Annotated in this window: 26 protein-coding genes and 1 pseudogene; 15 read left to right on the top strand and 12 right to left on the bottom strand. The window is 71.5% G+C overall.

The genetic code is table 11. From position 1 onward, the window contains the following. The first annotated feature begins 68 nt into the window (after positions 1-68). Positions 69-791, top strand: coding sequence for a Pr6Pr family membrane protein (locus IOD16_RS00945; protein ID WP_201438530.1), 723 nt, complete (start codon positions 69-71; stop codon positions 789-791). Here IOD16_RS00945 and IOD16_RS00940 read toward each other — a convergent pair. Beyond that, a complete protein-coding gene (locus tag IOD16_RS00940; RefSeq protein ID WP_123744120.1) occupies positions 779-2,068 on the bottom strand; it encodes a PhoH family protein in 1,290 nt (429 codons plus the stop codon). The genes IOD16_RS00945 and IOD16_RS00940 overlap by 13 nt on opposite strands. A 492-nt stretch (positions 2,069-2,560) precedes the next feature. Further along, positions 2,561-3,799 carry a DUF885 domain-containing protein gene (locus tag IOD16_RS00935; protein WP_201438529.1) on the bottom strand — a complete coding sequence of 413 codons (1,239 nt, stop codon included), beginning with the start codon at positions 3,797-3,799 and terminating at the stop codon, positions 2,561-2,563. A gap of 242 nt (positions 3,800-4,041) precedes the next feature. Here IOD16_RS00935 and IOD16_RS00930 point away from each other — a divergent pair, with 242 nt between their 5' ends. Both IOD16_RS00930 and IOD16_RS00925 read left to right on the top strand, forming a co-directional pair. Next, a complete protein-coding gene (locus IOD16_RS00930; protein WP_201438528.1) occupies positions 4,042-4,386 on the top strand; it encodes a hypothetical protein in 345 nt (114 codons plus the stop codon). Positions 4,387-4,681: 295 nt separating this feature from the next. Next, positions 4,682-5,011 carry a hypothetical protein gene (locus IOD16_RS00925; protein ID WP_123744122.1) on the top strand — a complete coding sequence of 110 codons (330 nt, stop codon included), beginning with the start codon at positions 4,682-4,684 and terminating at the stop codon, positions 5,009-5,011. 137 nt (positions 5,012-5,148) lie between these two features. Here IOD16_RS00925 and IOD16_RS00920 read toward each other — a convergent pair whose 3' ends face one another. Beyond that, positions 5,149-5,928, bottom strand: coding sequence for an isoprenyl transferase (locus IOD16_RS00920; RefSeq protein ID WP_123744123.1), 780 nt, complete (start codon positions 5,926-5,928; stop codon positions 5,149-5,151). 81 nt (positions 5,929-6,009) lie between these two features. On the opposite strand from IOD16_RS00920, the gene trhA reads away from it, so the two are divergent. Continuing rightward, complete coding sequence (trhA, locus tag IOD16_RS00915; RefSeq protein ID WP_201438527.1) at positions 6,010-6,681, top strand: PAQR family membrane homeostasis protein TrhA; 672 nt, start codon at positions 6,010-6,012, stop codon at positions 6,679-6,681. A 117-nt stretch (positions 6,682-6,798) separates the two neighbouring features. On the opposite strand, the gene IOD16_RS00910 is transcribed toward trhA, so the two are convergent. Then, positions 6,799-7,356: a hypothetical protein gene (locus tag IOD16_RS00910; protein WP_201438523.1), complete on the bottom strand. Its 558-nt coding sequence runs from the start codon at positions 7,354-7,356 to the stop codon at positions 6,799-6,801. Between the two features lie 75 nt (positions 7,357-7,431). After that, positions 7,432-9,399, bottom strand: coding sequence for a thioredoxin domain-containing protein (locus IOD16_RS00905; RefSeq protein ID WP_201438522.1), 1,968 nt, complete (start codon positions 9,397-9,399; stop codon positions 7,432-7,434). Positions 9,400-9,467: 68 nt separating this feature from the next. Between IOD16_RS00905 and IOD16_RS00900 the strand changes: the two are divergent. Further along, positions 9,468-10,193, top strand: a pseudogene (locus IOD16_RS00900) (metallophosphoesterase); the annotation flags it as partial. 23 nt (positions 10,194-10,216) lie between these two features. Here IOD16_RS00900 and IOD16_RS00895 read toward each other — a convergent pair. Further along, positions 10,217-10,579, bottom strand: a complete 363-nt coding sequence (locus IOD16_RS00895; protein ID WP_236594668.1) for a hypothetical protein — start codon at positions 10,577-10,579, stop codon at positions 10,217-10,219. Continuing rightward, on the bottom strand, positions 10,576-11,457 hold the full coding sequence (gene mca / locus IOD16_RS00890; RefSeq protein ID WP_123744127.1) for a mycothiol conjugate amidase Mca: 882 nt from the start codon (positions 11,455-11,457) through the stop codon (positions 10,576-10,578). The genes IOD16_RS00895 and mca overlap by 4 nt, the downstream gene beginning before the upstream one ends. Positions 11,458-11,522: 65 nt before the next feature. On the opposite strand from mca, the gene IOD16_RS00885 reads away from it, so the two are divergent. Next, positions 11,523-11,978 (top strand): DUF4307 domain-containing protein, encoded by a 456-nt coding sequence (locus IOD16_RS00885; RefSeq protein ID WP_328809403.1) that lies wholly within the window; start codon positions 11,523-11,525, stop codon positions 11,976-11,978. A 185-nt stretch (positions 11,979-12,163) separates the two neighbouring features. Beyond that, the gene (greA, locus tag IOD16_RS00880; protein ID WP_201438520.1) at positions 12,164-12,658 is read left to right on the top strand and encodes a transcription elongation factor GreA; all 495 of its coding nucleotides are present in this window, start codon (positions 12,164-12,166) and stop codon (positions 12,656-12,658) included. Between the two features lie 57 nt (positions 12,659-12,715). On the opposite strand, the gene IOD16_RS00875 is transcribed toward greA, so the two are convergent. Then, positions 12,716-13,210 carry an Lrp/AsnC family transcriptional regulator gene (locus IOD16_RS00875; protein ID WP_123744129.1) on the bottom strand — a complete coding sequence of 165 codons (495 nt, stop codon included), beginning with the start codon at positions 13,208-13,210 and terminating at the stop codon, positions 12,716-12,718. Positions 13,211-13,285: 75 nt separating this feature from the next. Between IOD16_RS00875 and hppD the strand changes: the two genes are divergently transcribed. The 3 genes from hppD (at position 13,286) to IOD16_RS00860 (ending at position 15,197) form a co-directional block, all read left to right on the top strand. Continuing rightward, on the top strand, positions 13,286-14,467 hold the full coding sequence (gene hppD / locus IOD16_RS00870) for a 4-hydroxyphenylpyruvate dioxygenase (protein WP_123744130.1): 1,182 nt from the start codon (positions 13,286-13,288) through the stop codon (positions 14,465-14,467). A 195-nt stretch (positions 14,468-14,662) separates the two neighbouring features. Then, on the top strand, positions 14,663-14,893 hold the full coding sequence (locus tag IOD16_RS00865) for a hypothetical protein (protein WP_201438519.1): 231 nt from the start codon (positions 14,663-14,665) through the stop codon (positions 14,891-14,893). Positions 14,894-14,924: 31 nt separating this feature from the next. Next, entirely contained in the window at positions 14,925-15,197 is a 273-nt protein-coding gene (locus IOD16_RS00860; RefSeq protein WP_123744132.1) for a DUF2277 domain-containing protein, read from the top strand. A 245-nt stretch (positions 15,198-15,442) separates the two neighbouring features. Here the strand turns inward: IOD16_RS00860 and IOD16_RS00855 are convergent, their stop codons facing one another. The 3 genes from IOD16_RS00855 to IOD16_RS00845 form a co-directional block, all read right to left on the bottom strand. Next, a complete protein-coding gene (locus IOD16_RS00855; RefSeq protein WP_201438518.1) occupies positions 15,443-16,594 on the bottom strand; it encodes a cystathionine gamma-synthase in 1,152 nt (383 codons plus the stop codon). Between the two features lie 95 nt (positions 16,595-16,689). Further along, positions 16,690-17,811 (bottom strand): RDD family protein, encoded by a 1,122-nt coding sequence (locus tag IOD16_RS00850; protein WP_201438517.1) that lies wholly within the window; start codon positions 17,809-17,811, stop codon positions 16,690-16,692. Between the two features lie 172 nt (positions 17,812-17,983). Then, positions 17,984-19,354, bottom strand: coding sequence for a cystathionine beta-synthase (locus tag IOD16_RS00845; protein WP_123744135.1), 1,371 nt, complete (start codon positions 19,352-19,354; stop codon positions 17,984-17,986). A gap of 98 nt (positions 19,355-19,452) precedes the next feature. Between IOD16_RS00845 and IOD16_RS00840 the strand changes: the two genes are divergently transcribed. The 3 genes from IOD16_RS00840 to IOD16_RS00830 are packed head-to-tail and all read left to right on the top strand — an operon-like array spanning position 19,453 to position 21,777. Further along, complete coding sequence (locus IOD16_RS00840; protein ID WP_201438516.1) at positions 19,453-20,232, top strand: SGNH/GDSL hydrolase family protein; 780 nt, start codon at positions 19,453-19,455, stop codon at positions 20,230-20,232. A 56-nt stretch (positions 20,233-20,288) separates the two neighbouring features. Then, entirely contained in the window at positions 20,289-21,509 is a 1,221-nt protein-coding gene (locus IOD16_RS00835; RefSeq protein WP_201438515.1) for an acetyl-CoA C-acetyltransferase, read from the top strand. A gap of 55 nt (positions 21,510-21,564) precedes the next feature. Further along, complete coding sequence (locus IOD16_RS00830; RefSeq protein ID WP_201438514.1) at positions 21,565-21,777, top strand: hypothetical protein; 213 nt, start codon at positions 21,565-21,567, stop codon at positions 21,775-21,777. Positions 21,778-21,948: 171 nt separating this feature from the next. Here the strand turns inward: IOD16_RS00830 and IOD16_RS00825 are convergent, their stop codons facing one another. Beyond that, entirely contained in the window at positions 21,949-22,749 is an 801-nt protein-coding gene (locus tag IOD16_RS00825; protein ID WP_123748131.1) for a Bax inhibitor-1/YccA family protein, read from the bottom strand. Positions 22,750-22,998: 249 nt separating this feature from the next. Here IOD16_RS00825 and IOD16_RS00820 point away from each other — a divergent pair, with 249 nt between their 5' ends. Further along, positions 22,999-24,414 (top strand): MSCRAMM family protein, encoded by a 1,416-nt coding sequence (locus IOD16_RS00820; RefSeq protein WP_201438513.1) that lies wholly within the window; start codon positions 22,999-23,001, stop codon positions 24,412-24,414. Further along, positions 24,411-25,118 carry a class F sortase gene (locus IOD16_RS00815; RefSeq protein ID WP_236594666.1) on the top strand — a complete coding sequence of 236 codons (708 nt, stop codon included), beginning with the start codon at positions 24,411-24,413 and terminating at the stop codon, positions 25,116-25,118. Before IOD16_RS00820 ends, IOD16_RS00815 begins: the two co-directional genes overlap by 4 nt. Positions 25,119-25,149 lie beyond the last annotated feature (31 nt).

Below are 25,149 nucleotides of genomic sequence, written 5' to 3'. Positions count from 1 at the left end.
GAGGTCCTGGTGGGAGGCCCGGGCGGGTTCGCCCGGCGGGACCGCTCGGCCGACCCGATGATCGGACGATGAGCCCCGCACCACGCCCCAGCCGCCGGCGCACCGGGTCACGGGTGTGGCACGGCGCGCTGGCGGCGGTGATCGCCGCGTCCCTGATCACCCAACTGGTGTTGCTGTTCACCGGTGGGGCGGACGTCAACTCCGGCGACCCCGCGACCCAGGTGGCGCTCGGTGTGCGGCTCATCCGCCTGTTCAGCTACTTCACCATCCAGAGCAACCTGTTCGTGCTCGTCGTGGCGATCACCCTGGCGGTCGACCCGGCCCGGGACGGTCGCGGCTGGCGGGTGGCCCGCCTGGACGCGCTGCTGGGCATCGCGATCACCGGCGTCGTCTTCGCCCTCGTGCTCGCGCCGCTGGTGCACCCCGTCGGCGTCGCCTGGTGGGTGAACCTGGGCTTCCACCGGCTGTCGCCGGTGCTGGCGGTGCTCGGCTGGCTGCTGTTCGGCCCCCGCCCGCGCGTGGACAGGGCCACCGTCGCCAGGGCGTTGCTCGTCTGGCCCGTCCTGTGGATCGCCTACACGTTCGTCCACGGCGCCGTCACCGGCTGGTACCCCTACCCGTTCCTGGACGCCACCGAGCTCGGCTTCGGCGCCGCCCTGCGCAACGCCCTGCTGGTGCTGGTCTTCGCCGCCGTCCTGGCGTGGCTCGCGAAGGTCGTCGACCATGAGCTGGAGGCCGCCCCGGTCGCGGTGACCGGGGCGGCCTCGGCGTCGGACCGTCAGGAGGCGTAGTCCTCCAGCATCTCGGTGACCAGCGCGGCGATCGGCGAGCGCTCCGACCGGGTCAACGTGACGTGCGCGAACAGCGGGTGGCCCTTCAGCTTCTCGATGACGGCCGCCACGCCGTCGTGCCGCCCGACGCGCAGGTTGTCACGCTGCGCCACGTCGTGCGTGAGCACCACCCGGGAGTTGGCCCCCAGCCGTGACAGCACGGTCAGCAGCACGTTGCGCTCCAGCGACTGCGCCTCGTCCACGATCACGAACGAGTCGTGCAGCGACCGGCCGCGGATGTGGGTCAGCGGCATGACCTCCAGCATGCCGCGGTCCATGATCTCCTCGACGACGTCCTGGCTGACCAGGGCGCCGAGGGTGTCGAACACCGCCTGCGCCCACGGCTGCATCTTCTCGCTCTCGGAGCCGGGCAGGTACCCCAGCTCCTGCCCGCCCACCGCGTACAGCGGGCGGAACACCACGACCTTGCGGTGCTGGCGGCGTTCCATCACCGCCTCCAACCCCGCGCACAGCGCGAGCGCCGACTTCCCGGTGCCGGCCCGTCCGCCCAGCGAGACGATGCCGACCTCGGTGTCCAGCAGCAGGTCCAGCGCCACGCGCTGCTCGGCCGACCGACCGTGCAGCCCGAACGCCTCCCGGTCGCCGCGCACCAGCCGCAGCCGCTTGTCCGGCGTGACCCGGCCCAACGCGCTCGACGTGCCCGCGAGCAGCCGCAGCCCGCTGTGGCAGGGCAGCTCGGCCACGTGCGCGAGGTCGTGCAGCGCCGGGTCGATCACGCTGTCGCGGTAGAGCGCGTCCACCACGGCCTGGTCGACGTCCAGGTCGGACATCCCGGAGTAGCCGGACAGCGTGACGTCGTGCGCCCGGTACTCCTCGGCGGCCAGGCCGACCGCGCCCGCCTTGACCCGCAGCGGCATGTCCTTGGTGACCAGCGTGACGGCGTTGCCCTCGGCCGCGAGGTTGAGCGCGCAGGCCAGTATGCGGGCGTCGTTGGAGTCCGTGCGGAAACCCGCGGGCAGCACCTCCGGGTCGGAGTGGTTGAGCTCGACGCGCAGCGTGCCGCCGTCCTCGCCGATCGGGACCGGGTGGTCCAGCCGGCCGTGCCGCAGTCGCAGGTCGTCGAGCAGGCGCAGCGCCTCCCTCGCGAACCAGCCCAGTTCCGGGTGGTGCCGCTTGCCCTCCAGCTCGCTGATCACCACGAGCGGCAGCACGACCTCGTGCTCGGCGAACCGCGTGGTGGCCAGGGGATCGGAGAGCAGCACGGACGTGTCCACCACGTACGTGTTGGTCGTCGGCGCGCCACGGCGCCGGGAAGTGCTGCGCGATGAGCCTGAGGAACGGCTCGCGGGTCGTCGTGCGTTCACGGCAACTCCCTCACGAACGCGGCACCCGCGTCCGCTCCTCGCTGGGCCAGGCACCACCCCGATCGACCGGCACGCCGTCTAGCTCAGGCGCACCGACCACGAGGGCCGGGTGCCGGCCCCCTCGCGCTCATCAGCGCCGGCGGAACCGGCGACACGACGACAGCCACGATCAGGGCCTCCCTGCGCGGTCCGCAGTGGACGCGTCCCGCCAACCGGAAGTTACCTCTGCGGGTCCCTCTTATGCAGGCAGCCACACAGGTGATTCGTCAATTCGTCACCTCCCCGCAAAACTGGCGAAAGACGGCCGGTCGGGCTGCGCGCGGCCGACGCCCGACCGTCACATCGGCGCAACCCGACGTCGTCCACGCAGCTCAGAGCACGTGCGGCCGGCCGTGCCGCGGTCCGTCACCCAGGGTCGCCGGACAGCCAGGGCACGCCCGCCGCGACCTCGTCGGCCAGCGCCGCCGGCACCAGCGGTTCGTCGAGGAGTCTCAGGTAGCGCTCACCCAAGGTGTCCGCGCCGGCCCGGAGGTCGAGCCACGCCCGGACCAACCGGACCCCTTCCACGTACGTCGACGTGTACGCCCGCCACAGAGGGTCACCGAGGAACCGCAGCATGTGGCGGGCGCGGCGTTCGGGGACCAGCAGCCAGCGGCACAGGAAGTCGACCACGTCATCCGGGTGGGCGCGCCGGTCGTGGAGCATCAGGGCGGCGTCCTGACGCACGGTGAGCAACCCGGAGAGGGCGCCCTCCACCCGCTCGGCCGACTCGCCGTCCATCCGCAGGCCCAGGTCGGCCATGATCTCCTCGGTCCAGCGGCCCCAGCCGGCGCCGACCACGGCGTGCAGCCCGAGCTCGGCCATGCCCTCGGCCATCAGGCACTGCGGCGTGTTGATCAGGAACAGCGCCTGCTCGGCGTGCCCGCGCTTGCCGACCAGGCCCACCTCCTTGCGGCAGTGCTCGGTGTGGTGGCCGGGGTAGGACTCGTGCGCGACCAGGTGCGGCAGGTTCGACATCCGGTGGCCCAGGTCGGCGTTGATCGCCACGCGCGAGCGGAAACCGCCCAGGTAGTAGTTGAAGCCGCTCCACGGCTTGTCGGTGACGACCTCGTACTCCACCAGCTCCTTCGCGGGCAGCTCGAACCGTTGCCGCACGCGGTCGCGCAGCGCGCTGGACAGCGCGTGCACCGCGTCCTTCAGGCGGCGCGGCGGCACCTCGTCCAGCGCCCGGTGGCCGGCGAGCCGTTCGGCCAGCGTGCCGTGGCCGGGCAGCAGCTCGTCCAAGGCGACGTGCGCGCGCCGGTAGGTGTCGGTGTGGCCCGGGCGGATGTCGACCTGGAAGTACGCGCGCACCTCCTCGACGAAGCCGACGCGCACGCCGGCGAGCTTGCGGGCGATCGTCTCGGCGGCCACCAGCTGGGCGGCCAGGAAGCGCTTGCGGTCCGGCTCCAGGTCGACGCCGGGCAGCTCGCGGCGCAGCAGCGCGGCCCGCTCGGCCAGCGCCGCGGGGTGCGGCCTCGGCTCGACGTCCACGGCGCGGCGCAGCGCCCGGTCGCCGGTGAACGAGTCGACCAGCCCCGGCGACAGCCGGTCGAGCCGCAGCCCCAGCAGCAGGTACTCACGCACGATCCGGTCGCCGTCCACGGACTGAAGACCATACGAGATGACCGGCCGGTTTACCACAGCCGAACCGCCGTCACGAATTATGACCCGAAAAGACACCGCAATGGGGGACGCCCACGTTCGGCGGATCACACAATGGTGTCATGGAGATCCATCCGGGGCTTCCGGTTCGGTAGTTTGCCGGGCAGACAAGACGAACCCCCACAACCGGGCTTCCGAGCAGCGCTGGATCGACCGGGTTACCACAAAGAGGAGTGTTGATAGTGCTGAAGCAGGCAAGCACCGTCGCCGCGATCGTGGCCGGACTGATGATGGTCGGCGCGCCGGCATTCGCCGTGGCGGGCGACCCCCACGAGCACGGTCACGACCACGGCCACACCAACTGGCACGTGACGGAAGGTGGCGAGGAGGGGAACTACGTCGACCAGTTCGGCCTCCTCAACTTCGCGCAGGACTCGGATGTCGCGAGCGGCATCAACCTGTGCGAGGTCGAGGTGAACATCCTCACCATCCCGGTCCTCTCGAACAACGACGAGAGCACCTGCCTCAACACCGACAACGACGACAACGACGGCAACGGCAGCCACGGTCACGACCACGACGACTGATCGGCCGTGCTCCCGGCGGGGCCGAGCGGCCCCGCCGGGGTGACCGAAGCGTCGCAGCAATACCGCAAAAGGGCGGCACAGCAGGTGGCGCAATCTCCGGATACACGCCCGAGAACAAAACCGGAAAACGACGCGTTCACACGATGGTGTCGGCCTGGTGCAATTCATAGCACAAGCCAGTAAGTTACCGGAGCGAGGGCAAACCGCCTGAGCCGCCAGACTCCCCGAATGCTCGGAATGATCGAGCGAGGTTCTGGGCGTCACATCAATTCCCCACTAGAGGAGTGTGTTCCACATGTTCAAGAAGGCAGGCGCCGTCGCCATCGCCGCGGCTGGACTCATGATGCTGGGCTCTCCCGCGTTCGCCACCCCGCACCACGACGACCACGACGGTTACTACACCGCCGTTGGCGAGCTGAACTCCTACGTCGACGTCGAAGAGGGCGAGGAGGGCGACTACGCGGACCAGTTCGGTCTGATCAACTTCGCCCAGGACTCCGACCTGCTGAGCAACCTCAACGTCTGCGAGGTCGAGCTCAACGTCCTGGCGATCCCGATCCTCTCGAACAACGACGAGAGCACCTGCATCAACACGGACAACGACGACAACGACGACAACGGCTGAGTCCCCCGGGGCTCACTGAAGACTCGTTGACATCCGCCAAGGGCGGCGCACCCGGTTCGGGCGCGCCGCCCTTGGGCGTGTCGCAGGTCGTGCGGCGGGGCCGTGCCGCCCGGGCCGGGGTGGCCGCGGACCCGGTGTCAGGAGCCGAAGCGGCGGTGGCGGATGGCGTAGTCGCGCAGGGCCCGCAGGAAGTCGGTGCGGCGGAACTCGGGCCAGTAGGCCTCGGTGAACCAGAACTCGGAGTGCGCGGACTGCCACAGCATGAACCCGGACAGCCGCTGCTCCCCCGAGGTGCGGATCAGCAGGTCGGGGTCGGGCTGACCGGAGGTGTAGAGGTGTTCGGCGATGTGGTCGACGTCGAGGACCTCGGCGAGCTCCTCGATCGTGCCGCCGGACTCGGCGTGCTTCTGCAGCAGCTTGCGGACCGCGTCGGCGATCTCCTGCCGGCCGCCGTAACCGACCGCGACGTTGACCTCCAGGCCGGTGCGGCCCTTGGTGCGCAGTGCCGCCGCGGACAGCCGGGCGGCGGTCTCGGTCGGCAGCATGTCGAGCGCGCCGACGTGCCGGATGCGCCACGGGTTACCGGGCTCGGCGAGCTCGTCGACGATGTCGGCGATGATGCCGAGCAACGGGTCCAGTTCCTCGGCGGGGCGGTTCAGGTTGTCCGTGGACAGCATCCACAGCGTGACGACCTCGACCTCGGCTTCGCGGCACCAGCTCAGCAGTTCCAGGATCTTGCGCGCGCCGGCCCGGTGTCCGTGCGCGACGTCGGTGAAGCCCGCCTCCTTGGCCCACCGACGGTTCCCGTCGAGCACGACGCCGACGTGACGTGGTCGTTGCTTGCCGTCGAGCCATCGGTTGAGGCGGAACTCGTAACCCTTGAGCAGGACGCTCTTGACCTGTTCGCGAAGACCCACGCTGGAAGAGCGTACGCCGGGTGGGCGCGGTCACGCTGTCGTGTGCTGACCCGGTCACCTACGCTCCCGTAACCTCGGGGCGTGACCACGTCGACTCAGACCCCACAGCCCGCGCTGCGGCCGCGCCTGCGGGGGTGGCTGCACCTCTGGTCGTTCGTGGTGTCCGTGGGCACGGGCGCGACGCTGATCGCCCTGGCCGCGGCCACCGTGTCGGCGAAGGCCGCGCTGGCCACATCCGTGTACGGGGTGACCGTGCTCGGCCTGTTCGGCGTGAGCGCCCTGTACCACCGGGTGAACTGGGTCAGCGTGCGGGCGCGGACGTGGATGAAGCGCCTCGACCATTCGATGATCTTCGTCTTCATCGCCGGCACCTACACGCCGTTCGCGCTGCTGGCCATGCCCCCGAGCACGGGCAACGTCGTGCTGCTCGTCGTCTGGGGCGGCGCCCTGGGCGGCGTGACGCTGAAACTGGCCTGGCCGCACGCCCCGCGGTGGCTCGGGGTGCCGATCTACATCGCGCTGGGCTGGGTGGCGGTCTTCGTCCTGCCCGACCTGCTGCACCACGTTGGCGTGGCGGCCCTGGTCCTGCTGCTGGTGGGCGGCCTGCTCTACACCGCCGGCGCGATCTTCTACGCCTCCCGCTGGCCCAACCCCTGGCCGGAAACCTTCGGCTACCACGAGTTCTTCCACGCGGCCACCGTCCTGGCAGCCCTGTGCCACTACATCGCCATCTGGTTCGCGATCTACTCCTGACCAGCGGTTTTAGTCCCGGGTGCCCTGTTTTCCAGGATCAGGCCGTCTCCAGGCCGTAGGACCCGATCGTCGTCATGATCCACCCCGTCCTCGACGCCGGTCGAGGACGGGGTGGTGTCACGTCAGGTCCGGGCCTTGCGCCCGCAGGTCGTCCACCCGGGTCATCGCGTCGCGCAACTCGGTCAGCCACGCGTCCGCGTGCTCGCCGACCAGCCGCACGGCCCACGCCAGCGCCTCCGACCGCGACCGCGCCACGCCGGCCGCGACGAGCGTGTCGAGCACCATCCGCTCCGGCTGCCGCAGCCGCGTCATCACCGGCGCCGACAGCGTGGTGAACAGCTCTTCCGTGCCACCGAGGCGGGCGCCCCACGCGACCTTGCGCCGGTAGCGGTGCTCGGCCTGCCGCGCGATCTCGATCCGCTCGTCCCTGGTCTGCTCCCGGAACCGGCTGATCCGGCCCGACTCGGCCGCCGCGCGTTCGGCGTCGTCCGCGAACGGGCCCTCCAACGCGGGCAGCGTGCCGACGACCACGATCTCCTCCCGGTCCACCGTCACGGCCGGCGCGCCGGTGAACCAGCCGTCGGGCAGCCTGCCGCCGAACCAGCCGGCCGCGTCGTCCGCCGGCGGCTGCTCGGCCTGCGGCCCGCCGCCTTTGCCTCCCCATCCACGTCGCATCACACACCACCTTGATTACATGATTACGGTGATGCAGACGCTACGCCGGTAACGCCGGACGTCGTAGTCGGTTCGCTACCGGTGGACAGCCAGGGCCTCGGCCAGCTCGGCCACCGAGGTCACGGGCCGGTCGCACACGTACCCGCGGCACACGTAGGCCGCCGGGCCGCCGTCCACCAGCGGCCGGTCGGCCAGCAACGGCGCGGAGTCCGGCGCGCCCGCCACCACCACGCCGCCGCCGTGCACGCCGCGCCACGCGGCGCCGACCAGCTCGGGCCCGTCACCGACGACGGCGACCTGCACGGGCCCGAGCGCCAGCGCCTCGGCCACGCTCAGCCAGTGCCCGGCGAACCGGGGCTCCCGGGCGGCCAGCAGGCCGGCGCGACCGAGGGCGGCCTCGGCGGCGTCGCGGTAGGTCGACGGGCCGCCCAGCACGGACGCCGTCACGAGCGCCGAGGCGAGCGCCGACGCCCCGGACGGGGTCGCGTTGTCCGACGGGTCCGAGGGCCGCTGCACCAACGCCTCGGCGTCGTCCGCCGTGTCGTAGTAGACGCCGGGCTCCTCCCCCGCGAACCGGGCCACCGCGGTGTCCAGCAGTCCGCAGGCCGCGGTGAACCACTCGACGTCGCCGGTCGCCTGGTGCAGGGCGAGCAGGCCGTCGGCGAAGCAGCCGTAGTCCTCCAGCACGCCCGCCGCCGTGCCCGCCGCGCCGTTGCGGGACGTGCGCAGGAGCCGGCCGTCGACCAGGTGGACGTCCAGCACCAGCGTCGCCGCCCGCACGGCCGCCTCCACCCAGCGCGGCTCGCCGAACACCGCGCCCGCCTCGGCCAGCGCCGCGACGGCCAGGCCGTTCCACGCCGTCACGACCTTGTCGTCACGTCCCGGCTGAGGCCTGCGGTCACGTGCCGCCAGCAGCTTCGCCGCGATCTCGGCGTCCGGTGTGCCGAGCATCCGCAACGTCGACGTGCCGTGCTCGAACGTGCCCTCGTCCGTCACGCCGTACAGCGCCGCGGCGCGCGCTCCGGTCGCCAACCCCAGCACCTGCACGAGCTGCGCGGGCGTCCACACGTACGTCAGGCCTTCGACGCCCTCGGTGTCCGCGTCCAGCGACGCCGCGAACCCGCCCTCCGCCGTGCCGAGGTCGCGGATCAGGAACTCGGCCGTCTCGCGGACCACCTGGCGGTACCGCGGGTTGTCGTCGCGCCGGCCCAGGTGCGTGTACGCGCGCAGCAGCAGGGCGTTGTCGTACAACATCTTCTCGAAGTGCGGCACGACCCACGCCGCGTCCACGCTGTAGCGCGCGAACCCGCCCGCCAGCTGGTCGTACAGCCCGCCGTCCGCCATCGCGTCGCACGTCGTCCGCGCCATCGACAGCGCCTCCACCGACCCGGTCCGCTCGTGGTGGCGCAGCAGGAACTCCAGCACCATCGACGGCGGGAACTTGGGCGCGCCGCCGAAACCGGCGTTGGCCCGGTCGAAGTGCCCGAGCAGCGACACCACCGCGCCCGCCAGCACCTCGTCGTCCACTGTGGACCGGGGCAGCGGCTTGAACGCCAGCTGCGCCACGATCCCCGCCGCCGACTCGCGCACCTCGTCGCCCTGCTCGCGCCACGCGTGGTCGATGGCCTCCAGCACCTGCCGGAACGACGGCAGGCCCGGCCTGGGCGACGGCGGGTAGTACGTGCCCGCGTAGAACGGCTCGCCGTCGGGCGTGAGGAAGCACGTCATGGGCCAGCCGCCGTGCCCGCTGAGCGCCTGCGTGACGGCCATGTAGACCGCGTCCACGTCCGGCCGCTCCTCGCGGTCCACCTTCACGTTCACGAAGTGCTCGTTCATGTACGCCGCGGTGGCCTCGTCCTCGAACGACTCGTGCGCCATCACGTGGCACCAGTGGCACGCCGCGTAGCCGACCGAGAGCAGCACCGGCACGTCCCGCTCGCGCGCCTCCTCGAACGCCTCCGGCGACCACGGGCGCCAGTGCACCGGGTTCCCGGCGTGCTGCAGGAGGTACGGGCTGGTCGAGGACGCGAGCCGGTTCGTCATGGCTCCACAGTAATTCCCGGACAACCGCCGGACTCGTCGATCAGACTGGGGTCATGGAGCCCTCCGGTGAGCCGTTACCGCACGACCTGCGCCACGAGACCGGGCCGTTCGACGTGGTCGGCGACGTGCACGGGTGCCATGTGGAACTGCGCCACCTGCTGCGCGAACTGGGCTATTCCGCCGAGGGCGCGCACCCGGAGGGACGCAAGGTGGCGTTCCTGGGCGACCTCGTGGACCGCGGCCCGGACACGCCGGGCGTGCTGCGGCTCGTGATGCCGATGGTCGCGGCGGGCAACGCCGTCTCCGTGCGCGGCAACCACGAGGAGAAGCTGGTGCGCGCGCTGAAGGGGCACAAAGTCCAGGTCAACCACGGCCTGGAGCAGTCGCTGGACCAGCTGGCCCGGGAGACGGCGGAGTTCCGCGCCGAGGTGCTGGCGTTCTGCGACTCCCTGGTGCCGCACTACGTGCTGGACGGCGGCAAGCTCGTGATCGCCCACGCCGGGCTGCCCGAGCGCTTCCACGGCACCGAGTCGCCGCGGATGCGGTCGCTGGCGCTGTGGGGCGTCGGCACGGGCGAGTACGACTCGCGCGGCTTCCCCGTCCGCTACCCGTGGGCCCGCGACTACCGGGGCGCCGCCGTGGTCCTCTATGGACACACGCCGGTGGAGGAACCGGAGTGGGTGAACGGAACCCTGTGCCTGGACACGGGCTGCGTGTTCGGCGGCAGGCTCACCGCGCTGCGCTACCCGGAACGGGAGCTGGTCTCCGTCCCGGCCCGGCGGACCTGGTACGAGCAGTAGGCCGGGCCGGTGGCGGGCTAGCCGTCCTTCTTCGCGCCGCCGCTGCCGTTGCCGGCCTTGGCCTCCGGCTTCGAGCCGGGCTTCGGGCCTGGCCCGGCTCCCGGCTCGACCTCGGTGGCCCCGGCCCCGGCCGCCGCGGTCTCGGCCCCGGTTCCCGCCTCGGGCTCGTCGAACGACGCGGGCAGCTTCTTCAGGTGCTTGCTCATCGACTTGACCAGGAAGACCACGGCGATGAAGAACAGCACCAGCACCAGCAGGCCCAGCGGGGAGGACTTGCCGAAGTCCTCCTGCTGGCCGCCCGGGTCCTTGTCCGTGGACGGCTGCTGGGCCAGGACGATCGCCGTGGTCTGCTCCCACGGGACCGGGTCGAACGAACTCACGCGGTCACCCTCTCCCGGACGCCCGCGAACAGGTCGTCCTCGGGCACGGTGCTGTCGACCAGCGACCGCGCCAACTCGTACTCCTCGGTCGGCCACACCGAGCGCTGCATCTCCAGCGGCACGGCGAACCAGCGGCTCTCCGGGTCGATCTGCGTGGCGTGGGCCTTGAGGGCCTCGTCGCGCACCGGGAAGAAGTCGGCGCACTCGACGCGGGTGGTGACCCGCTCGATGACGTCCGGCTTGTCGGTGTCCCAACCCGCCAGCCACTCGGCGTACGGGGACTCCTGGCCCTCGGCGATCAGGGCCTCGTGGAACGCGGTCAGCTTCGCGCGGGAGAAGCCGTGCGAGTAGTACATCTTCAGCGGCTGCCACGGCTCGCCCAGCTCGGGGTAGCGCTCCGGGTCGCCGGCCGCGTCGAACGCGGCGACCGACACCTCGTGGCAGCGGATGTGGTCGGGGTGCGGGTAGCCGCCGTTCTCGTCGTAGGTGACGATCACGTGCGGGCGGAACTCGCGGATCACCTGGACCAGCGGCGGCGTCGACTCCTCCAGCGGGGTCAGCGCGAAGCAGCCCTCGGGCAGCGGCGGCAGCGGGTCGCCCTCGGGCAGGCCCGAGTCGACGAAACCCAGCCAGCGGTGCCGCACGCCGAGGATCTCGGCGGCGCGGGCCATCTCGGCACGACGGACCTCGGCGATGTTCTCCAGCACGTCCGGGCGGTCCATGGCGGGGTTGAGGATGCTGCCCGCCTCACCTCCCGTGCAGGTCACGACCATGACCTCGTGGCCCTCGGCCACGTAGCGGGCCATCGTGGCGGCGCCCTTGCTGGACTCGTCGTCGGGGTGCGCGTGCACCGCCATCAGGCGCAGCTTCTCAACCATGACGGTGGTGCTCCTCCTCGCCCCTGCCGAACCTGTCTGGTCCAGCCCCTGCGACACTCAACGCGGTGGTCGAGGGACATTGTTCCCCACGGGCGGGAAGGCTTTGGACAGTGGCACTGCCGGAGGGTCGGTACGGCACACCGCGCAGGTCCCTGCCCAGGTGGGCGCGGTGGTCACTCCCCGTGATCGCGGTGCTGGTGGGCGGGGTCGTCGCGTGGGTCGGCTACCGCAACCTCGGCACGATGCCCGTCGAGGCCAAGCAGACGGCGTTCACCGTGGTGGACGACAGCACGGTCGAGATCACGTTCGAGGTGGTCAGGCAGACCCCGGAGCAGTCCGTGGTGTGCATCGTGCGCGCGCGTTCCGGGGACGGCGACGAGGCCGGCCGGCGGGAGGTCCTGGTCGAGCCGGGAGCCGGCACGGTGCGCGCCACGACGGTGCTGCGGACGTCCAAACCACCCGTCACCGGTGAGGTGTTCGGCTGCTCCTACCAGGTTCCGGCGTACCTGTCCACGAGGTAGCGGCCAAGCGGGTGATCTGCGGGTTTAGTGGCGGATCCGGGAACAAAACGCCGTCGCCGAACGTTCTGTGTCTGTTACTCTGGCCTTTCAGCACGGCCCCGACGCGGGCCGTGTTTTTCCGTTCCGGGCTGGTGCGCCCGGGAACTGCCAGCCCACGCCGTGGGCCGGAGCAAGACGAGGAGTTGGTGACCGTGAGCGACACTGAGGTGACCTGGCTGACCCAGGAGGCCTACGACCGGCTCAAGGGGGAGCTGGACGAGATGATCGAGAATCGCCCGGTCATTGCTGCGGAGATCAACGCGCGTCGCGAGGAGGGTGACCTCCGCGAGAACGGCGGGTACCACGCGGCCCGTGAGGAGCAGGGCAAGCAGGAGGCCCGCATCCGCCAGCTCCAGGAGCTGCTGAGGGTCGCCAAGGTCGGCGAGGCGCCCACGGTGACGGGCGTCGCGGCGCCCGGCATGGTGCTCACAGTGCGTTACGACGGGGACGACGAGACGGAGGAGTTCCTGCTCGCCACCCGTGAGGAGGGCGCGCACGGCGCCCTCGAGGTCTACTCCCCGTCGTCGCCGCTGGGCAAGGCGTTGCTCGGCGCGAAGGAGGGCGAGACCCGCCAGTACGAGCTGCCCAACGGCAGCACGATGAAAGTCACGCTGATCAAGGCCGTGCCGTACGCCGGCTGACCCCCAGACACCGGGAGGGCGGCCACCGCGCGGGGTGGCCGCCCTTCTGCTGTCGGGTCACGTGACCCGTTCCAGCAGGGGCCGCACGCGGGGCGGCACCGGCGTGGACAACGCGATCGACGTGGACAGGCGCTGCACGCCCGGCACGTCCACGATCGAGTCGATCACCCGTTGCAGGTCGGCGTTGGACCGGGCCACGACCCGCGCGAACAGGTCACCCGGCCCCGTCGTCGCGTGCACCTCGCACACCTCGTTGATCGCGGCCAGCCCCTGCGACACCTCGTGCCGCCGGCCCTGGGCGATCTCCAGCACGGCGAACGCCGTCAGCCCGTAGCCCATCGCGGCCAGGTCGAGCGCGGGCGGGAAGCCCGTCAGCACGCCGCGCGCCACCAGCCGGTCCAGCCGGGCCTGCACCGTGCCGCGGGCCACGCCGAGGCGCCGTGAGCACTCCAGCACGCCCAGCCTCGGCTCGTCGGTGAGCAGCAGCAACAGCCGTGCGTCCAGAGCGTCCACGGCCTGGTCAGAGTGTTCAGCTTGCGCGTCCGAAGGCATATTTCACTGTACAGAACGACCAGTGAAATCGATGACTGTTGCTCACCCTGACCAGGCACGCACATCCTGTGAGGCATGACGCAGCAGCTTGACGACGTGAGCTACGACCAGCTCCGCCAACTCGTGGGCCTGGTCGACTACGACGGGACGCGCGACCCGTTCCCCGTCCGCTCGATGGACGCCGTGGTCTTCGTGGTCGGCAACGCGACCCAGACCGCTTGGTTCTACCAGGTCGCCTTCGGGATGCAGCTCGTCGCCTACGCCGGACCGGAGACCGGGCAGCGGGACCACAAGTCCTTCGTGCTCAAGTCCGGCTCGGCGCGGTTCGTGATCAACGGTGGTGTGCGGCCGGACAGCCCGCTGCTCGACCACCACCGCAAGCACGGTGACGGCGTGGTGGACCTCGCGCTGGAGGTCGCCGACGTCGACCGGTGCGTCGAGCACGCGCGGGCGCAGGGCGCGACCGTCCTCGTGGAGCCGCACGACCTCACCGACGAGCACGGCACCGTCCGGACCGCGGCCATCGCGACCTACGGCGAGACCCGCCACACGCTGGTCGACCGGTCGAAGTACCGCGGTCCGTACCTGCCCGGGTACGAGGCGCGGGAGAGCACGGTCGTGCGGCCGGCGGGCGCGCCGAAGCGGTTGTTCCAGGCGGTCGACCACTGCGTGGGCAACGTCGAGCTCGGCCGGATGGACCACTGGGTCGAGTTCTACAACCGGGTGATGGGCTTCGTGAACATGGCGGAGTTCATCGGCGACGACATCGCCACCGACTACTCGGCGCTGATGAGCAAGGTCGTCTCCAACGGCAACCACCGGGTGAAGTTCCCGCTCAACGAGCCCGCCGTGGCCAAGCGCAAGTCGCAGATCGACGAGTACCTGGAGTTCTACGAGGGCGCCGGCGTGCAGCACATCGCGCTCGCGACCAACGACATCGTGGCCACGTTGACCGCGATGCGCGCGGCGGGCGTGGAGTTCCTGGAGACGCCCGACTCCTACTACGACGACCCGGAGCTGCGGGCGCGCATCGGCGAGGTGCGGGTGCCGATCGAGGTGCTCAAGGAGCACCGCATCCTGGTCGACCGCGACGAGGACGGCTACCTGCTGCAGATCTTCACCAAGCCGATCGGCGACCGGCCGACCGTGTTCTACGAGCTGATCGAGCGGCACGGGTCGCTGGGCTTCGGCAAGGGCAACTTCAAGGCCCTGTTCGAGGCGATCGAGCGCGAGCAGGAGCGTCGCGGCAACCTCTAGCCACCTCGTCCTCCCCGGCGGGAACCGTCGGGTGGAGCTCCGCGTTGTGCCGGCGACGGGCCGGTCCGGGCACCCCCGGGCCGGCCCGTCCGCTTCGGGTTCCTGTCGGAACCGTGAGGAAGGCCGTACCGCACGCGCCGGGACCGGTACTCTCGGTGCGGGGATATCTCACACAGCATTCACCTGGAGGGTGGCATGGCGCTGGCGGCACGGGTCACCGCGGTGCTCCCGCTCGTCGGCGCGCTGGCCACGGCCGTGGCGCTGACCGGCGCGGCCTTCTTCACCGTGGCCCACGCGGGGTGCGCGGACTCGGGCCGGTTCGTCGAGCGCGACGGGGTGGTGGAGTTCGTCGGCGGGTGCGTCGACGGGCACGAGCTGCCCGCCGTGCCGCGGGTGGAGAACGCCCGGTACGACGTCAAGCCCTGACGTCCGCGCGCGTTTGGGCGATAGTGGACCCATGTGTCGCAACATCAGGGTGCTCCACAACTTCGAACCGCCCGCCACCGAGGACGAGGTCCACGCGGCGGCCGTCCAGTACGTGCGGAAGGTGAGCGGGGCCACGCGCCCGTCGGCGGCGAACCAGGAGGCGTTCGACGCGGCCGTCGAGGCGGTGGCCGAGGCCACCCGCGTGCTGCTGGAGTCGCTGGTCACGCACGCCCCGCCCCGTGACCGCGAGATCGAGGCCGCCAAGGCCAAGGAACGCTCCGCCGCCCGCTTCGGCCCCCGCTGACCGCGAGAGTCGTACCTCCACACCGCGCGTGTCCTACCTCCAGAACGCGCGTGTCCTACGTTCAGAACGCGTGAGTCCTACGTTCAGACACCCCGAGTTGAACGTTCAGCGCAGCACGAACCCCGCGCCCGAGGCGGCTGGACGCGGGGTTCGGCCGTGCTGAGTGTTCAACTCGGGTGTTCCGAACGTAGGACACGCGTGACGTGAACGTAGGACTCGCGCGTTCTGGACGTTGGACTCTCGGGTCAGTCCAGGGCAGCCAGGAGGTCGGCGATCAGGTCGTCGGCCGATTCGATGCCCACGGACAGGCGGATCAGGTCGGCGGGCACCTCCAGCAGCGAGCCCGCGGTGCTGGCGTGGGTCATCCGGCCCGGGTGCTCGATCAGGGACTCGACGCCGCCCAGCGACTCGGCCAGGGTGAACAGCTTGGTGCGGGCGCACACGCGCAGCGCCGCCTCCTCGCCGCCCGCCACGCTGAACGAGATCATCCCGCCGAACCGGCGCATCTGTTTCGCCGCGATCTCGTGGCCGGGGTGCTCGGGCAGGCCCGGGTAGTAGACGTGCGTCACCTTCGGGTGCCTGACCAGGGCTTCGACGATCTTCTCGGCGTTGTCCGAGTGCTTCTCCATGCGCACTTCGAGCGTCTTGATGCCCCGCAGGGTCAACCACGCGTCGAACGGTCCCGGCACGGCGCCCGCGCCGTTCTGCAGGAACCCGAACTGCGCGTCGAGCTCGTCGTCCGACGTGATCAACGCCCCGCCGATGACGTCGGAGTGCCCGCCGACGTACTTGGTCGTCGAGTGCAGCACGACGTCCGCGCCCAGCTCCAGCGGGGTCTGCAGGTACGGCGAGGCGAACGTGTTGTCGACCACGAGCAGCGCGCCCGCCGAGTGCGCCACCTGCGCGAGCAGCGCGATGTCGGCGATGTTGAGCAGCGGGTTGGTCGGCGTCTCGATCCACACGACCTTGGTGTTCGGCCGGATCGCCGCGCGCACCGCGTCGACGTCGGACAGCGGCGCGGGCGTGTGCTCGACGCCCCAGTGCGACAGCACCTTGTCGATCAGCCGGAACGTGCCGCCGTACGCGTCGTTCGGGATGACGACGTGGTCGCCGGGACGACACATCGCGCGCAGGGCCGTGTCGGTCGCGCCCATGCCGGAGGCGAACGCGCGGGCGTGCCGTCCGCCTTCGAGCGCCGCCAGGCACTCCTCCAGCGCGGCACGGGTCGGGTTGCCGGTGCGGGAGTACTCGAACCCGCCGCGCAGACCGCCGACGCCGTCCTGCGCGTAGGTCGAGGTGGCGTGGATCGGCACGATGACCGAGCCGGTGGTCGGGTCGGGGTCCTGCCCGGCGTGGATAGCCCTGGTCGCGAAACCGTAGGGGCCGGTGTCCGTCATGCACCTAGGGTACGGCGGGGTAAAAAGCAACCGCCCGTCGACCGGAAGGCCGACGGGCGGTCGGGTGAATCGGGTGAACCGGTGTCCGACCTAGGTCACCACTGCTGCGGCGGCTGCTGGCCGTACGGGTTCTGCTGCTGCGGCTGGCCGTACGGGTTCGACGCGGGCGCCTGGCCGTACGGGTTGGCCTGCGGCTGGCCGTAGCCGCCGCCGGGGTAGCCGCCGGGAGCCGCGCCCTCGGGGGCGTTGACCACGATGGTGCCCATGATCTTGTCGGCCCACGTCTGCTTCTTCGCTTCCCACAGCGGCGCGAACCAGCCCGCGTAGCAGGGCAGCGAGTCGACGAAGTGGCACAGGTGGCGCACGAAGGCGTTGCCGAAACCGATCGGCTGCCCCGTCTCCTCCTTGATGAGCTTGATCTTCGCGATCTTCTTGCCCATCGACTGGCCGGTGGTGCCGGCCAGGTACCAGGAGTTGTAGATGATGAAACCGAGCAGGCCCAGGTAGCCGATGCCGCTGAGGATCAGGTAGATCGTCGGGTCGCCGGTGGCCGCGCCGATGCCGGCCAGGACGCCGACGATCAGGCCGGGCGCGAAGTAGTCGATGAGGAAGCCGACCGCGCGGCTGCCCCACTCCGCGTAACCGCCGGCGGGCGCGCCGTAAGCGGGCTGCGCGGCGTACGCGGCCTGCGCGGCCCACGCCTGCTGCTGTTGCTGCTGCGGCTGGCCGTACGGGTTCGACGCGGGCGCCTGGCCGTACGGGTTCTGCTGCGGCTGACCGTACGGGTTGGACGGCGGCTGCTGGCCGTACGGGTTCTGCTGCGGCTGACCGTACGGGTTCGACGGCGGCTGCTGGCCGTACTGCTGCGGCGGCTGCTGGCCGTACTGGGGCGGCTGCTGCGCCGGGAACCCGCCGGAACCGGGCTGGGCCGGGAACGCGCCGGAACCGGGCTGCTGCGCCGGCTGACCGTACGGGTTGGACCCGGGCTGCTGCGTCGCGCCCGGCGGCACGACCTGGGTCGCCTCCGGGTTCGGCTGGACCTGCTGCGGTCCGGAGGGCACGACCTGGGTCGCCTCCGGCGGCGGGAAAGCAGGGGGCTGGCCGCCGCCGGGCACGACCTGGGTCGCGTCGGCGTTCGAGGGCTGGGCACCCTGCCCCTGCTCCTGCTGGTTGTGACCGCCGAACTGCTGGTTTCCTGGCGGCTGCGGAGCGTTCATCGGAGTTTCCAACCCCCTTGGCACGGGCCGTAGGTGTATGAGTCGGTGGCCAACGCTAGCGGATGCGATCCCCCCGGCCACGCACAACCGGTCAACCTGTCCCGATCCGCGATGAGGATCGGGACACGTCGACAGCGGTCCGACGGGGAATCGGCGTCCGGCGGGCGTCCGGTCAGCGACCGGCGAGGAAACCCAGGATGTCCTGCCGGGTGACGACTCCGGCCGGCTTGCCGTCCTCGAGCACCAGCGCACCGTCCGCTGAGGACAGTGCCGCCATGGCCGAGCTGATCGACTCGCCCGCGCCGATCGTGGGCAGCTTCAACGACATGTGCCGATCGAGCCGGTCGGTCAGCTGCGCCTTGCCGGTGAACAGCGCGTCGAGCAGGTCCCGCTCGTTGACCGCGCCCGCCACCTCGGCGGCCATCACCGGCGGCTCGGCGTTGACGACCGGCATCTGGGAGACGCCGTACTCGCGCATGATCGCGACCGCCTCGGCGACCGTCTCGTTCGGATGGCCGTGCACGAGGTCGGGCACCGTGCCGTCCTTGCGGCGCAGCACGTCGCCGACCGTCGCGCCGGAGGTGTCGGGCGACAGGAAGCCGTACTGCGCCATCCACTTGTCGTTGAACACGCTCGACAGGTAGCCGCGCCCGCCGTCGGGCAGCAGCACCACGATCACGTCGTCCGGGCCCGCGGTCTCGGCGACCCGCAGCGCCGCCGCGACCGCCATGCCGCACGAGCCGCCGACGAGCAGCCCTTCCTCGCGGGCCAGCCGCCGGGTGATCTCGAACGAGTCGCTGTCGCTCACCGCGACGATCTCGTCGCACACGGTCCGGTCGTAGGCGTCCGGCCAGAAGTCCTCGCCGACGCCCTCCACCAGGTACGGCCGGCCGGTGCCGCCGGAGTAGACCGAGCCCTCGGGGTCCGCGCCGATGACCTTCACCCGGCCCTCGGAGACCTCCTTGAGGTACCTGCCCGTGCCCGAGATGGTGCCGCCGGTGCCGACGCCCGCGACGAAGTGCGTGATCCGGCCGTCGGTCTGCCGCCACACCTCCGGGCCGGTGCCGTGGTAGTGGCTGGCCGGGTTCTCCGGGTTGGCGTACTGGTTGGGCTTCCACGCGCCGGGGATCTCGGCGACCAGGCGGTCGGAGACGTTGTAGTAGGAGTCGGGGTGCTCCGGCGCGACCGCCGTCGGGCACACCACGACCTCGGCGCCGTAGGCCTTGAGCACGTTGCGCTTGTCCACGCTGACCTTGTCCGGGCAGACGAAGACGCACTTGTAGCCCTTCCGCTGGGCCACGAGCGCCAGGCCGACGCCGGTGTTGCCCGAGGTGGGCTCGACGATCGTGCCGCCGGGCTTGAGCTCGCCGCTGCGCTCGGCCGCCTCGACCATGCGCAGCGCGATGCGGTCCTTCACGCTGCCGCCGGGGTTGAGGTACTCGACCTTGGCGAGGATGAGCGGCCGGCGGCCCTCGGCCACCGCGTTCAGCTTCACCAGCGGCGTGTTGCCGACCAGGTCTACGACGCTCTCGACGTACTCCACGACGGACCTTCCACTTCTTGAGATGACTCGCTGAGCGTATATGGGTGGCGGTGGGTTCGGCCCGGTGGACGATGGGCATCGGGAGAGTGGAGGGTCCGATGCGGGGGTTTCGGCTCCTCGCGCTGGTCGCGGGGGTGTTGGGCGGGTTGACCGGGGTGGCGTACGGGCTGGTCAGCGAGCAGTCGCGGCGGGCGCGGGTGGTGATCGGCGCGCCCGAGGCGCCGCCGTTGCGCGCCGACGGCGTCTACGGGGACGGCGCCGGGACGCCCGTGCGGTTCGCCGTGCTGGGCGACTCGATGGCGGCCGGGCTCGGGGTGGACGACCCGGCCGAGCTGCCGGGCGTGGTGCTCGCGACGGGGTTGGCCGACGAGGTGGGCGCGCCCGTGCGGCTGGAGACGCACGCGATCTCCGGGTCCACGTCGCGCGACCTGGCGGCGCAGGTGGACCGGGTGGTGGCCGACCCGCCGGACGTGGCGCTGGTGATCATCGGCGGGAACGACGTGACCACGCGGCTGTCCATCCCGGGGTCGGCGGCGTTGCTGGGCGCGCAGGTGCGGCGGCTGCGCGCGGCGGGGGTGGGTGTGGTCGTCGGCACGTGCCCCGACCTGGGCACGGTGCGGCCGATCCCGGAGCCAGCGCGGTCGGTGGCGCGGGAGTGGTCGCGGCGGCTGGCGCGGGCGCAGCGGGTCGAGGTGGAACGGGCGGGCGGCGTGGCGGTGGCGCTGGGCGACCTGCTCGCGGCGGAGTTCCGGGCGCGGCACGCCGACTACTTCAGCCGGGACCGGTTCCACCCGAGCGCGGCCGGGTACGAGGCGGCGACGTCGGTCCTGCTGGCGCCGTTGTGCGGCGTCCTTCGTCACGAGTGGTGGCCGCGCTGAACGGGCGTTAACTAGGCTGCACGTCACACGTTGCGGCGAAACAAAGGAGTTCCGTAATGCCTGAGGCCGTGATCGTCTCCGCCGCCCGGTCGCCCATCGGGCGCGCGGGCAAGGGCTCGCTCAAGGACGTGCGTGGCGACGACCTGACCGTGCAGGTCCTCAAGGCCGCGCTGGCGAAGGTCCCGCAGCTCGACCCCCACGACATCGACGACCTCATGCTCGGCTGCGGCCTGCCCGGCGGCGAGCAGGGCTTCAACATGGGCCGCGTGGTGTCGGTGCTGGCCGGGTACGACAACGTGCCGGGCACCACCGTGACCCGGTACTGCGCGTCGAGCGTGCAGACGACCCGGATGGCGCTGCACGCGATCAAGGCCGGCGAGGGCGACGTCTTCATCAGCGCCGGCGTGGAGACCGTGTCGAGCTTCGCGCGCGGGTCGTCCGACTCGTGGCCCGGCACGCACAACCCGGTGTTCGCCGAGGCCGGGGCCCGCACGGCGGCCGTGGCGGAGTCCGGGGCGTCGGAGTGGGTCGACCCGCGGGTGAACGGGCAGGTGCCCGACATCTACATCGCCATGGGCCAGACCGCGGAGAACCTCGCGCTGGCCAAGGGCGTGACGCGGCAGGAGATGGACGAGTTCGGCGTGCGGTCGCAGAACCTCGCCGAGAAGGCCATCGCCAACGGCTTCTGGGCGCGCGAGATCACGCCGGTGACGCTGCCGGACGGCACGGTCGTGTCCACCGACGACGGCCCGCGACCCGGCGTGACGATCGAGGGCGTGTCGGGGCTCAAGCCGGTGTTCCGGCCGGACGGGCGCGTGACGGCGGGCAACTGCTGCCCGTTGAACGACGGCGCGGCGGCGCTCGTGATCATGAGCGACGTGAAGGCGAAGGAGCTGGGCATCACGCCGCTGGCGCGGATCGTGTCGACCGGCGTGTCCGGGCTGTCGCCGGAGATCATGGGGCTCGGGCCGGTGGAGGCGTCGAAGCGGGCGCTGGCGCTGGCCGGGATGTCGATCTCGGACATCGACCTGGTGGAGATCAACGAGGCGTTCGCGGCGCAGGTCATCCCGTCCTACCGCGACCTGGGCATCGACCTGGACCGGCTCAACGTCAACGGCGGCGCGATCGCCGTGGGTCACCCGTTCGGGATGACCGGCGCGCGGATCACCACGACGCTGATCAACTCGCTGCAGTTCCACGACAAGCAGTTCGGCCTGGAGACCATGTGCGTCGGCGGCGGCCAGGGCATGGCGATGGTCCTCGAACGGTTGAGCTGAACCGCGTCACGATTACTGTTACCCCTCGTCCTACCTTTGAGCAGGGGAGGTCGGGGTGACGATGCCGTACGAGTGGTGGCACAGCGGGTACGACCGGCTGTGCCACGCCTTCACCGTGCACCAGGCCTCGGAGGCGTACTTCGAGGCGGCGTGCGCCCACTCCGTGCCGCCGGAGCACGTGCTGCGGTCGCGGAGCGGGGCGTTGTGCGTGCCGTGCCTGGTCGAGGTCGGTTCGGCGATGGAGGACGACCACACCTGGCGCGGCTGAACGCCCGACCGGGCGCGTCCGAGTGTTCAACTCGGGTGTTCCGAACGTAGGACACACGTGTTCCGAACGTAGGACTCGCGCGTGCTGGAGGTAGGACTCACGCGGTGGGGTGGAGAGCGCGAAGGGCGCCGCCCGGCGGTGGCCGGGGGCGCCCTTCGGGTGCGGGTGCGACTAGTCGTTCTGGAAGTACGACAGCAGGCGCAGGATCTCCAGGTACAGCCAGACCAGCGTGGTCATCAGGCCGAACGCGGCGAGCCAGGCGTACTTGGCGGGCAGCGCGCCGCGGATCATCTCGTTGGCCGCCTCGAAGTCCAGCAGGAAGCTGAACGCCGCGATGCCGATGACCACCAGGCTGAAGACGATCGCCAGGGTGCCGCCGTCACGCAGGCCCATGTTCACGCCGAACATGCCCATGACCAGGTTGCCGAGCATGAGCACGGCCGCGCCGACGGTCGCGCCGATGATCCACTTGGTCAGGCGCGGGGTGACGCGGATCGCGCCCGTCTTGTAGACCACGAGCATCGCGCCGAACACGCCGAACGTGCCCAGGATCGCCTGCCAGGCGATGCCCGGGAAGATCGACTCGAACACGCCGGTGATGGCGCCGAGGAACACGCCCTCCGCTGCCGAGTAGGCCAGCACCATCGGGCCGCTCGGCGTGCGCTTGAAGATGATGATCAGGGCCAGGACCAGCCCGATGAGCATGCCGGGCACCGCGAGCGCGAACGGCGCGACCTGGCCGGAGAGCACCAGCCACGCCGAGACGAACCCGGTGAGGATGGCCACACCGAGCGTCGTCGCGGTCTTGGTGACCACGTCGTCGATCGTGATGGGCCGCTCGCCGGTGGTGGGCGGCGCGCCCTGGTAGCCGCCGTACTGCTGCGCCTCGTAGGGCTGGCCGAAGCCTGCGTAGTTACCGCTACCGCCGCTGGTCGGCAGGTTGCGGAACGCGGGGTTGCTGGTGGTACGCACCTCGTCCTCCTGTGGCGTGCTGACGCCGTCACGGGGTTCAACGACCACACGAGTCGATCGGTTCCCGTCGGGTAAAAGCGACTTTACTCGGACTGTCGATCTCGAATCCACACCCCGCGCTGCGGAGCGTAGTCGGCGTTCCACCCCGCTGGTGGCTTGTCGACGTGATCTCGGACCCGTAAGGCTCAGTGCCGGCAGCTCTCACCGACCGGCGACGCCCACCGGCGCGCCCGAGGGGTTCAGGACATCATGGCTTGGAGACGACTCGCCGGCGCGGTGCTCGCGGCCGGTCTGACGCTGCTGGCGGCGCCCGTGACAGCCGGGGCGCAGGCGCAGGAGGGCATCGGCTACGAGACCGACCCGCAGGGTTACCGCGGCAAGCCCGCGGGCGGGGACTGGCTCGGCTCGTACCTCTGGCGCGGCCGGCAGGTGTGGTGCGTGCAGTACTCGCTGCTCGCCCCGGACAGCTCCGTCGAGTACCGGGAAGGCGACGAGCTGCTCACCAAGGGCGGCGCGCGGCTGCCCGACGACGTGGCGGGCAGCATCTCGTACCTCCTGTTGAGGTACTCGAACACCCAGTCGGCTGACGAGTCGGCGGCGCTGGCGCACCTGCTGCACACGTGGACGGCGCGCGAGGACCCGGCCCGGGGCATCTCCCTCGACCCGAACAGCGACTTCCGGCACATCGCCTACAACGCCGACTTCCACTTCCAGCAGCTCGGGCGCTTCGGCCAGGCCCAGCAGGCGGTGGGCCGGCTGGAGGCGGAGGCGGCGGCCAACCGCGGCCCGTGGGCGGCGAAGGTGAGCGCTCCGGAGAAGGAGCAGGTCATCGGCACCCCCGACACGTGGGTGGTGGACATCACCAAGACCGACGGCGGCCAGGTGGCCGGCGCGCCGCTGAACGTGGAGCTGACCGACGCGACGCTGGAGTCCGGCGCCGCGACCGGTGAGCTGACCACGTCCACGGACGGCGAGTCGCTGGCGGTGAAGGTGGTGCCGACCGGGCCCAACCCGTCGTTCACGGTGAAGCTGGACAGCCCCGCCGACCGGCCCAAGGTGCAGATCCCGGCCGACGACAACATGCAGCGGATCGTCACCACGGGCGGCGAGAAGAAGCTGACCGCGAACGCGTCGACGACCGCGAAGACCCCGCCGGGCGTGGTGAAGGTCGCCAAGACCGACGCCGAGACCGGCAAGGCGATCGCGGGCGTGGCGCTGAAGGTGACCTCGGCCGACGGCTCGACGCCCGCGAAGCGGCAGGACGACACCGGGCTGACCGGGCCCGAGGGCACGCCGCTGGTGCTCCAGACCGCCGCCGACGGCACCGCGACCGTGCCCGACCTGCGCACGCCGCAGGAGGTCTGCCTGATCGAGGTCGCGCCGGCCAAGGGCTACGAGGAGTTCTTCGACCCCAACGCGCCGCCCAAGGTGTGCGGGACCGTCGAAGCGGGCCAGACGCTGGCGCTGGCGCTGACCAACAAGCCGGACAAGCCGGTCGTCCCGATCACGATCCCCGCCGGGTCCCAGGGCGCCGGCGTGGTCGCGAAGGCCGCGTACACCAGCGAGGTGTCGGCCGGGGCGCTGGTCGGGTTCGGCGGCGTGGTGCTGCTCGGCGCGGCGCTGGTCGGTCTCCTGGTCCGGCGACGGGCGACCTCGCGGTCGTGAAGGCACTGCTGACCGGCGCGGCGGTGGCGGCTCTGCTCGCCTCCGCCGCGCTCGTCTCCACCCAGGCGCCGGACGTGGTGCTCGCGGGCCGGCCCGTCCCCGGTGACGCCGTCGTGCCGCACCCGTTGGGCGACAGCGCGCGCTCGGGACGCGGTGTGGACCTGGCTGGCATGCCGGCCGGCGCGAACCGGCCCGCGGCGCCACCGCCCGCGACGAGCGCCGCGACGACCACCGCGGCTCCCCCGCCCGCCGACCCGCCCCGGCAGCAGCCGGGGACGGTGCGGCTGCCCGAGGGCGGGCTGGCCACGCTGGTGCGCGAGGAGGTCACCGCGGCCGGCGCGCTGCCGATCCCGGAGGGCATCGGCGAGGCGACGTGGTGGGGCGTCGACCTCGGCGCGGCCGAGGGCGCGACCGTGCTGGCCGGGCACGTGGACTGGAAGGGCGTGACCGGGCCGTTCGACGAGCTGTGGCGGATGGCGGTCGGGCAGGAGGTGACCGTGGTCGACACGGCCGGCCGGACCTTCCGGTTCCGGGTGAGCCGGGTCGAGGCGGTCCGCAAGGAGGCCCTGCCGTCCCGGGCGGTGGAGCTGTTCGGCCCGCGCGGCGGGCACCGGCTGGTGCTGGTGACGTGCGGCGGGCGGTGGGTCGGCGGCGACACCGGCTACGAGGAGAACCAGGTCGTGACCGCCGCTCCGGTGGCGTGACCCGGTCACGGGTGGTAGTCGCGTCACCGCG

The sequence above is a fragment of the Saccharothrix sp. 6-C genome (assembly GCF_016695385.1).
Taxonomy (GTDB): Bacteria; Actinomycetota; Actinomycetes; order Mycobacteriales; family Pseudonocardiaceae; genus Actinosynnema; species Actinosynnema texasense.
Note: the sequence above shows the minus strand (reverse complement) of the source record. Positions and strands in the feature narration are given on the sequence as shown.

Excerpts from the sequence above, each read along its gene's own strand:
- IOD16_RS00910 (WP_201438523.1), bottom strand. The coding sequence starts at position 7,356 with ATGCGACGTGGATGGGGAGGCAAAGGCGGCGGGCCGCAGGCCGAGCAG.
- IOD16_RS00840 (WP_201438516.1), top strand. The coding sequence starts at position 19,453 with ATGCGGGGGTTTCGGCTCCTCGCGCTGGTCGCGGGGGTGTTGGGCGGG.
- mca (WP_123744127.1), bottom strand. The coding sequence starts at position 11,457 with ATGGTTGAGAAGCTGCGCCTGATGGCGGTGCACGCGCACCCCGACGAC.
- IOD16_RS00835 (WP_201438515.1), top strand. The coding sequence starts at position 20,289 with ATGCCTGAGGCCGTGATCGTCTCCGCCGCCCGGTCGCCCATCGGGCGC.
- hppD (WP_123744130.1), top strand. The coding sequence starts at position 13,286 with ATGACGCAGCAGCTTGACGACGTGAGCTACGACCAGCTCCGCCAACTC.
- IOD16_RS00860 (WP_123744132.1), top strand. The coding sequence starts at position 14,925 with ATGTGTCGCAACATCAGGGTGCTCCACAACTTCGAACCGCCCGCCACC.
- IOD16_RS00905 (WP_201438522.1), bottom strand. The coding sequence starts at position 9,399 with ATGACGAACCGGCTCGCGTCCTCGACCAGCCCGTACCTCCTGCAGCAC.
- IOD16_RS00855 (WP_201438518.1), bottom strand. The coding sequence starts at position 16,594 with ATGACGGACACCGGCCCCTACGGTTTCGCGACCAGGGCTATCCACGCC.
- IOD16_RS00865 (WP_201438519.1), top strand. The coding sequence starts at position 14,663 with ATGGCGCTGGCGGCACGGGTCACCGCGGTGCTCCCGCTCGTCGGCGCG.
- IOD16_RS00925 (WP_123744122.1), top strand. The coding sequence starts at position 4,682 with ATGTTCAAGAAGGCAGGCGCCGTCGCCATCGCCGCGGCTGGACTCATG.
- IOD16_RS00820 (WP_201438513.1), top strand. The coding sequence starts at position 22,999 with ATGGCTTGGAGACGACTCGCCGGCGCGGTGCTCGCGGCCGGTCTGACG.
- IOD16_RS00850 (WP_201438517.1), bottom strand. The coding sequence starts at position 17,811 with ATGAACGCTCCGCAGCCGCCAGGAAACCAGCAGTTCGGCGGTCACAAC.
- IOD16_RS00875 (WP_123744129.1), bottom strand. The coding sequence starts at position 13,210 with ATGCCTTCGGACGCGCAAGCTGAACACTCTGACCAGGCCGTGGACGCT.
- IOD16_RS00945 (WP_201438530.1), top strand. The coding sequence starts at position 69 with ATGAGCCCCGCACCACGCCCCAGCCGCCGGCGCACCGGGTCACGGGTG.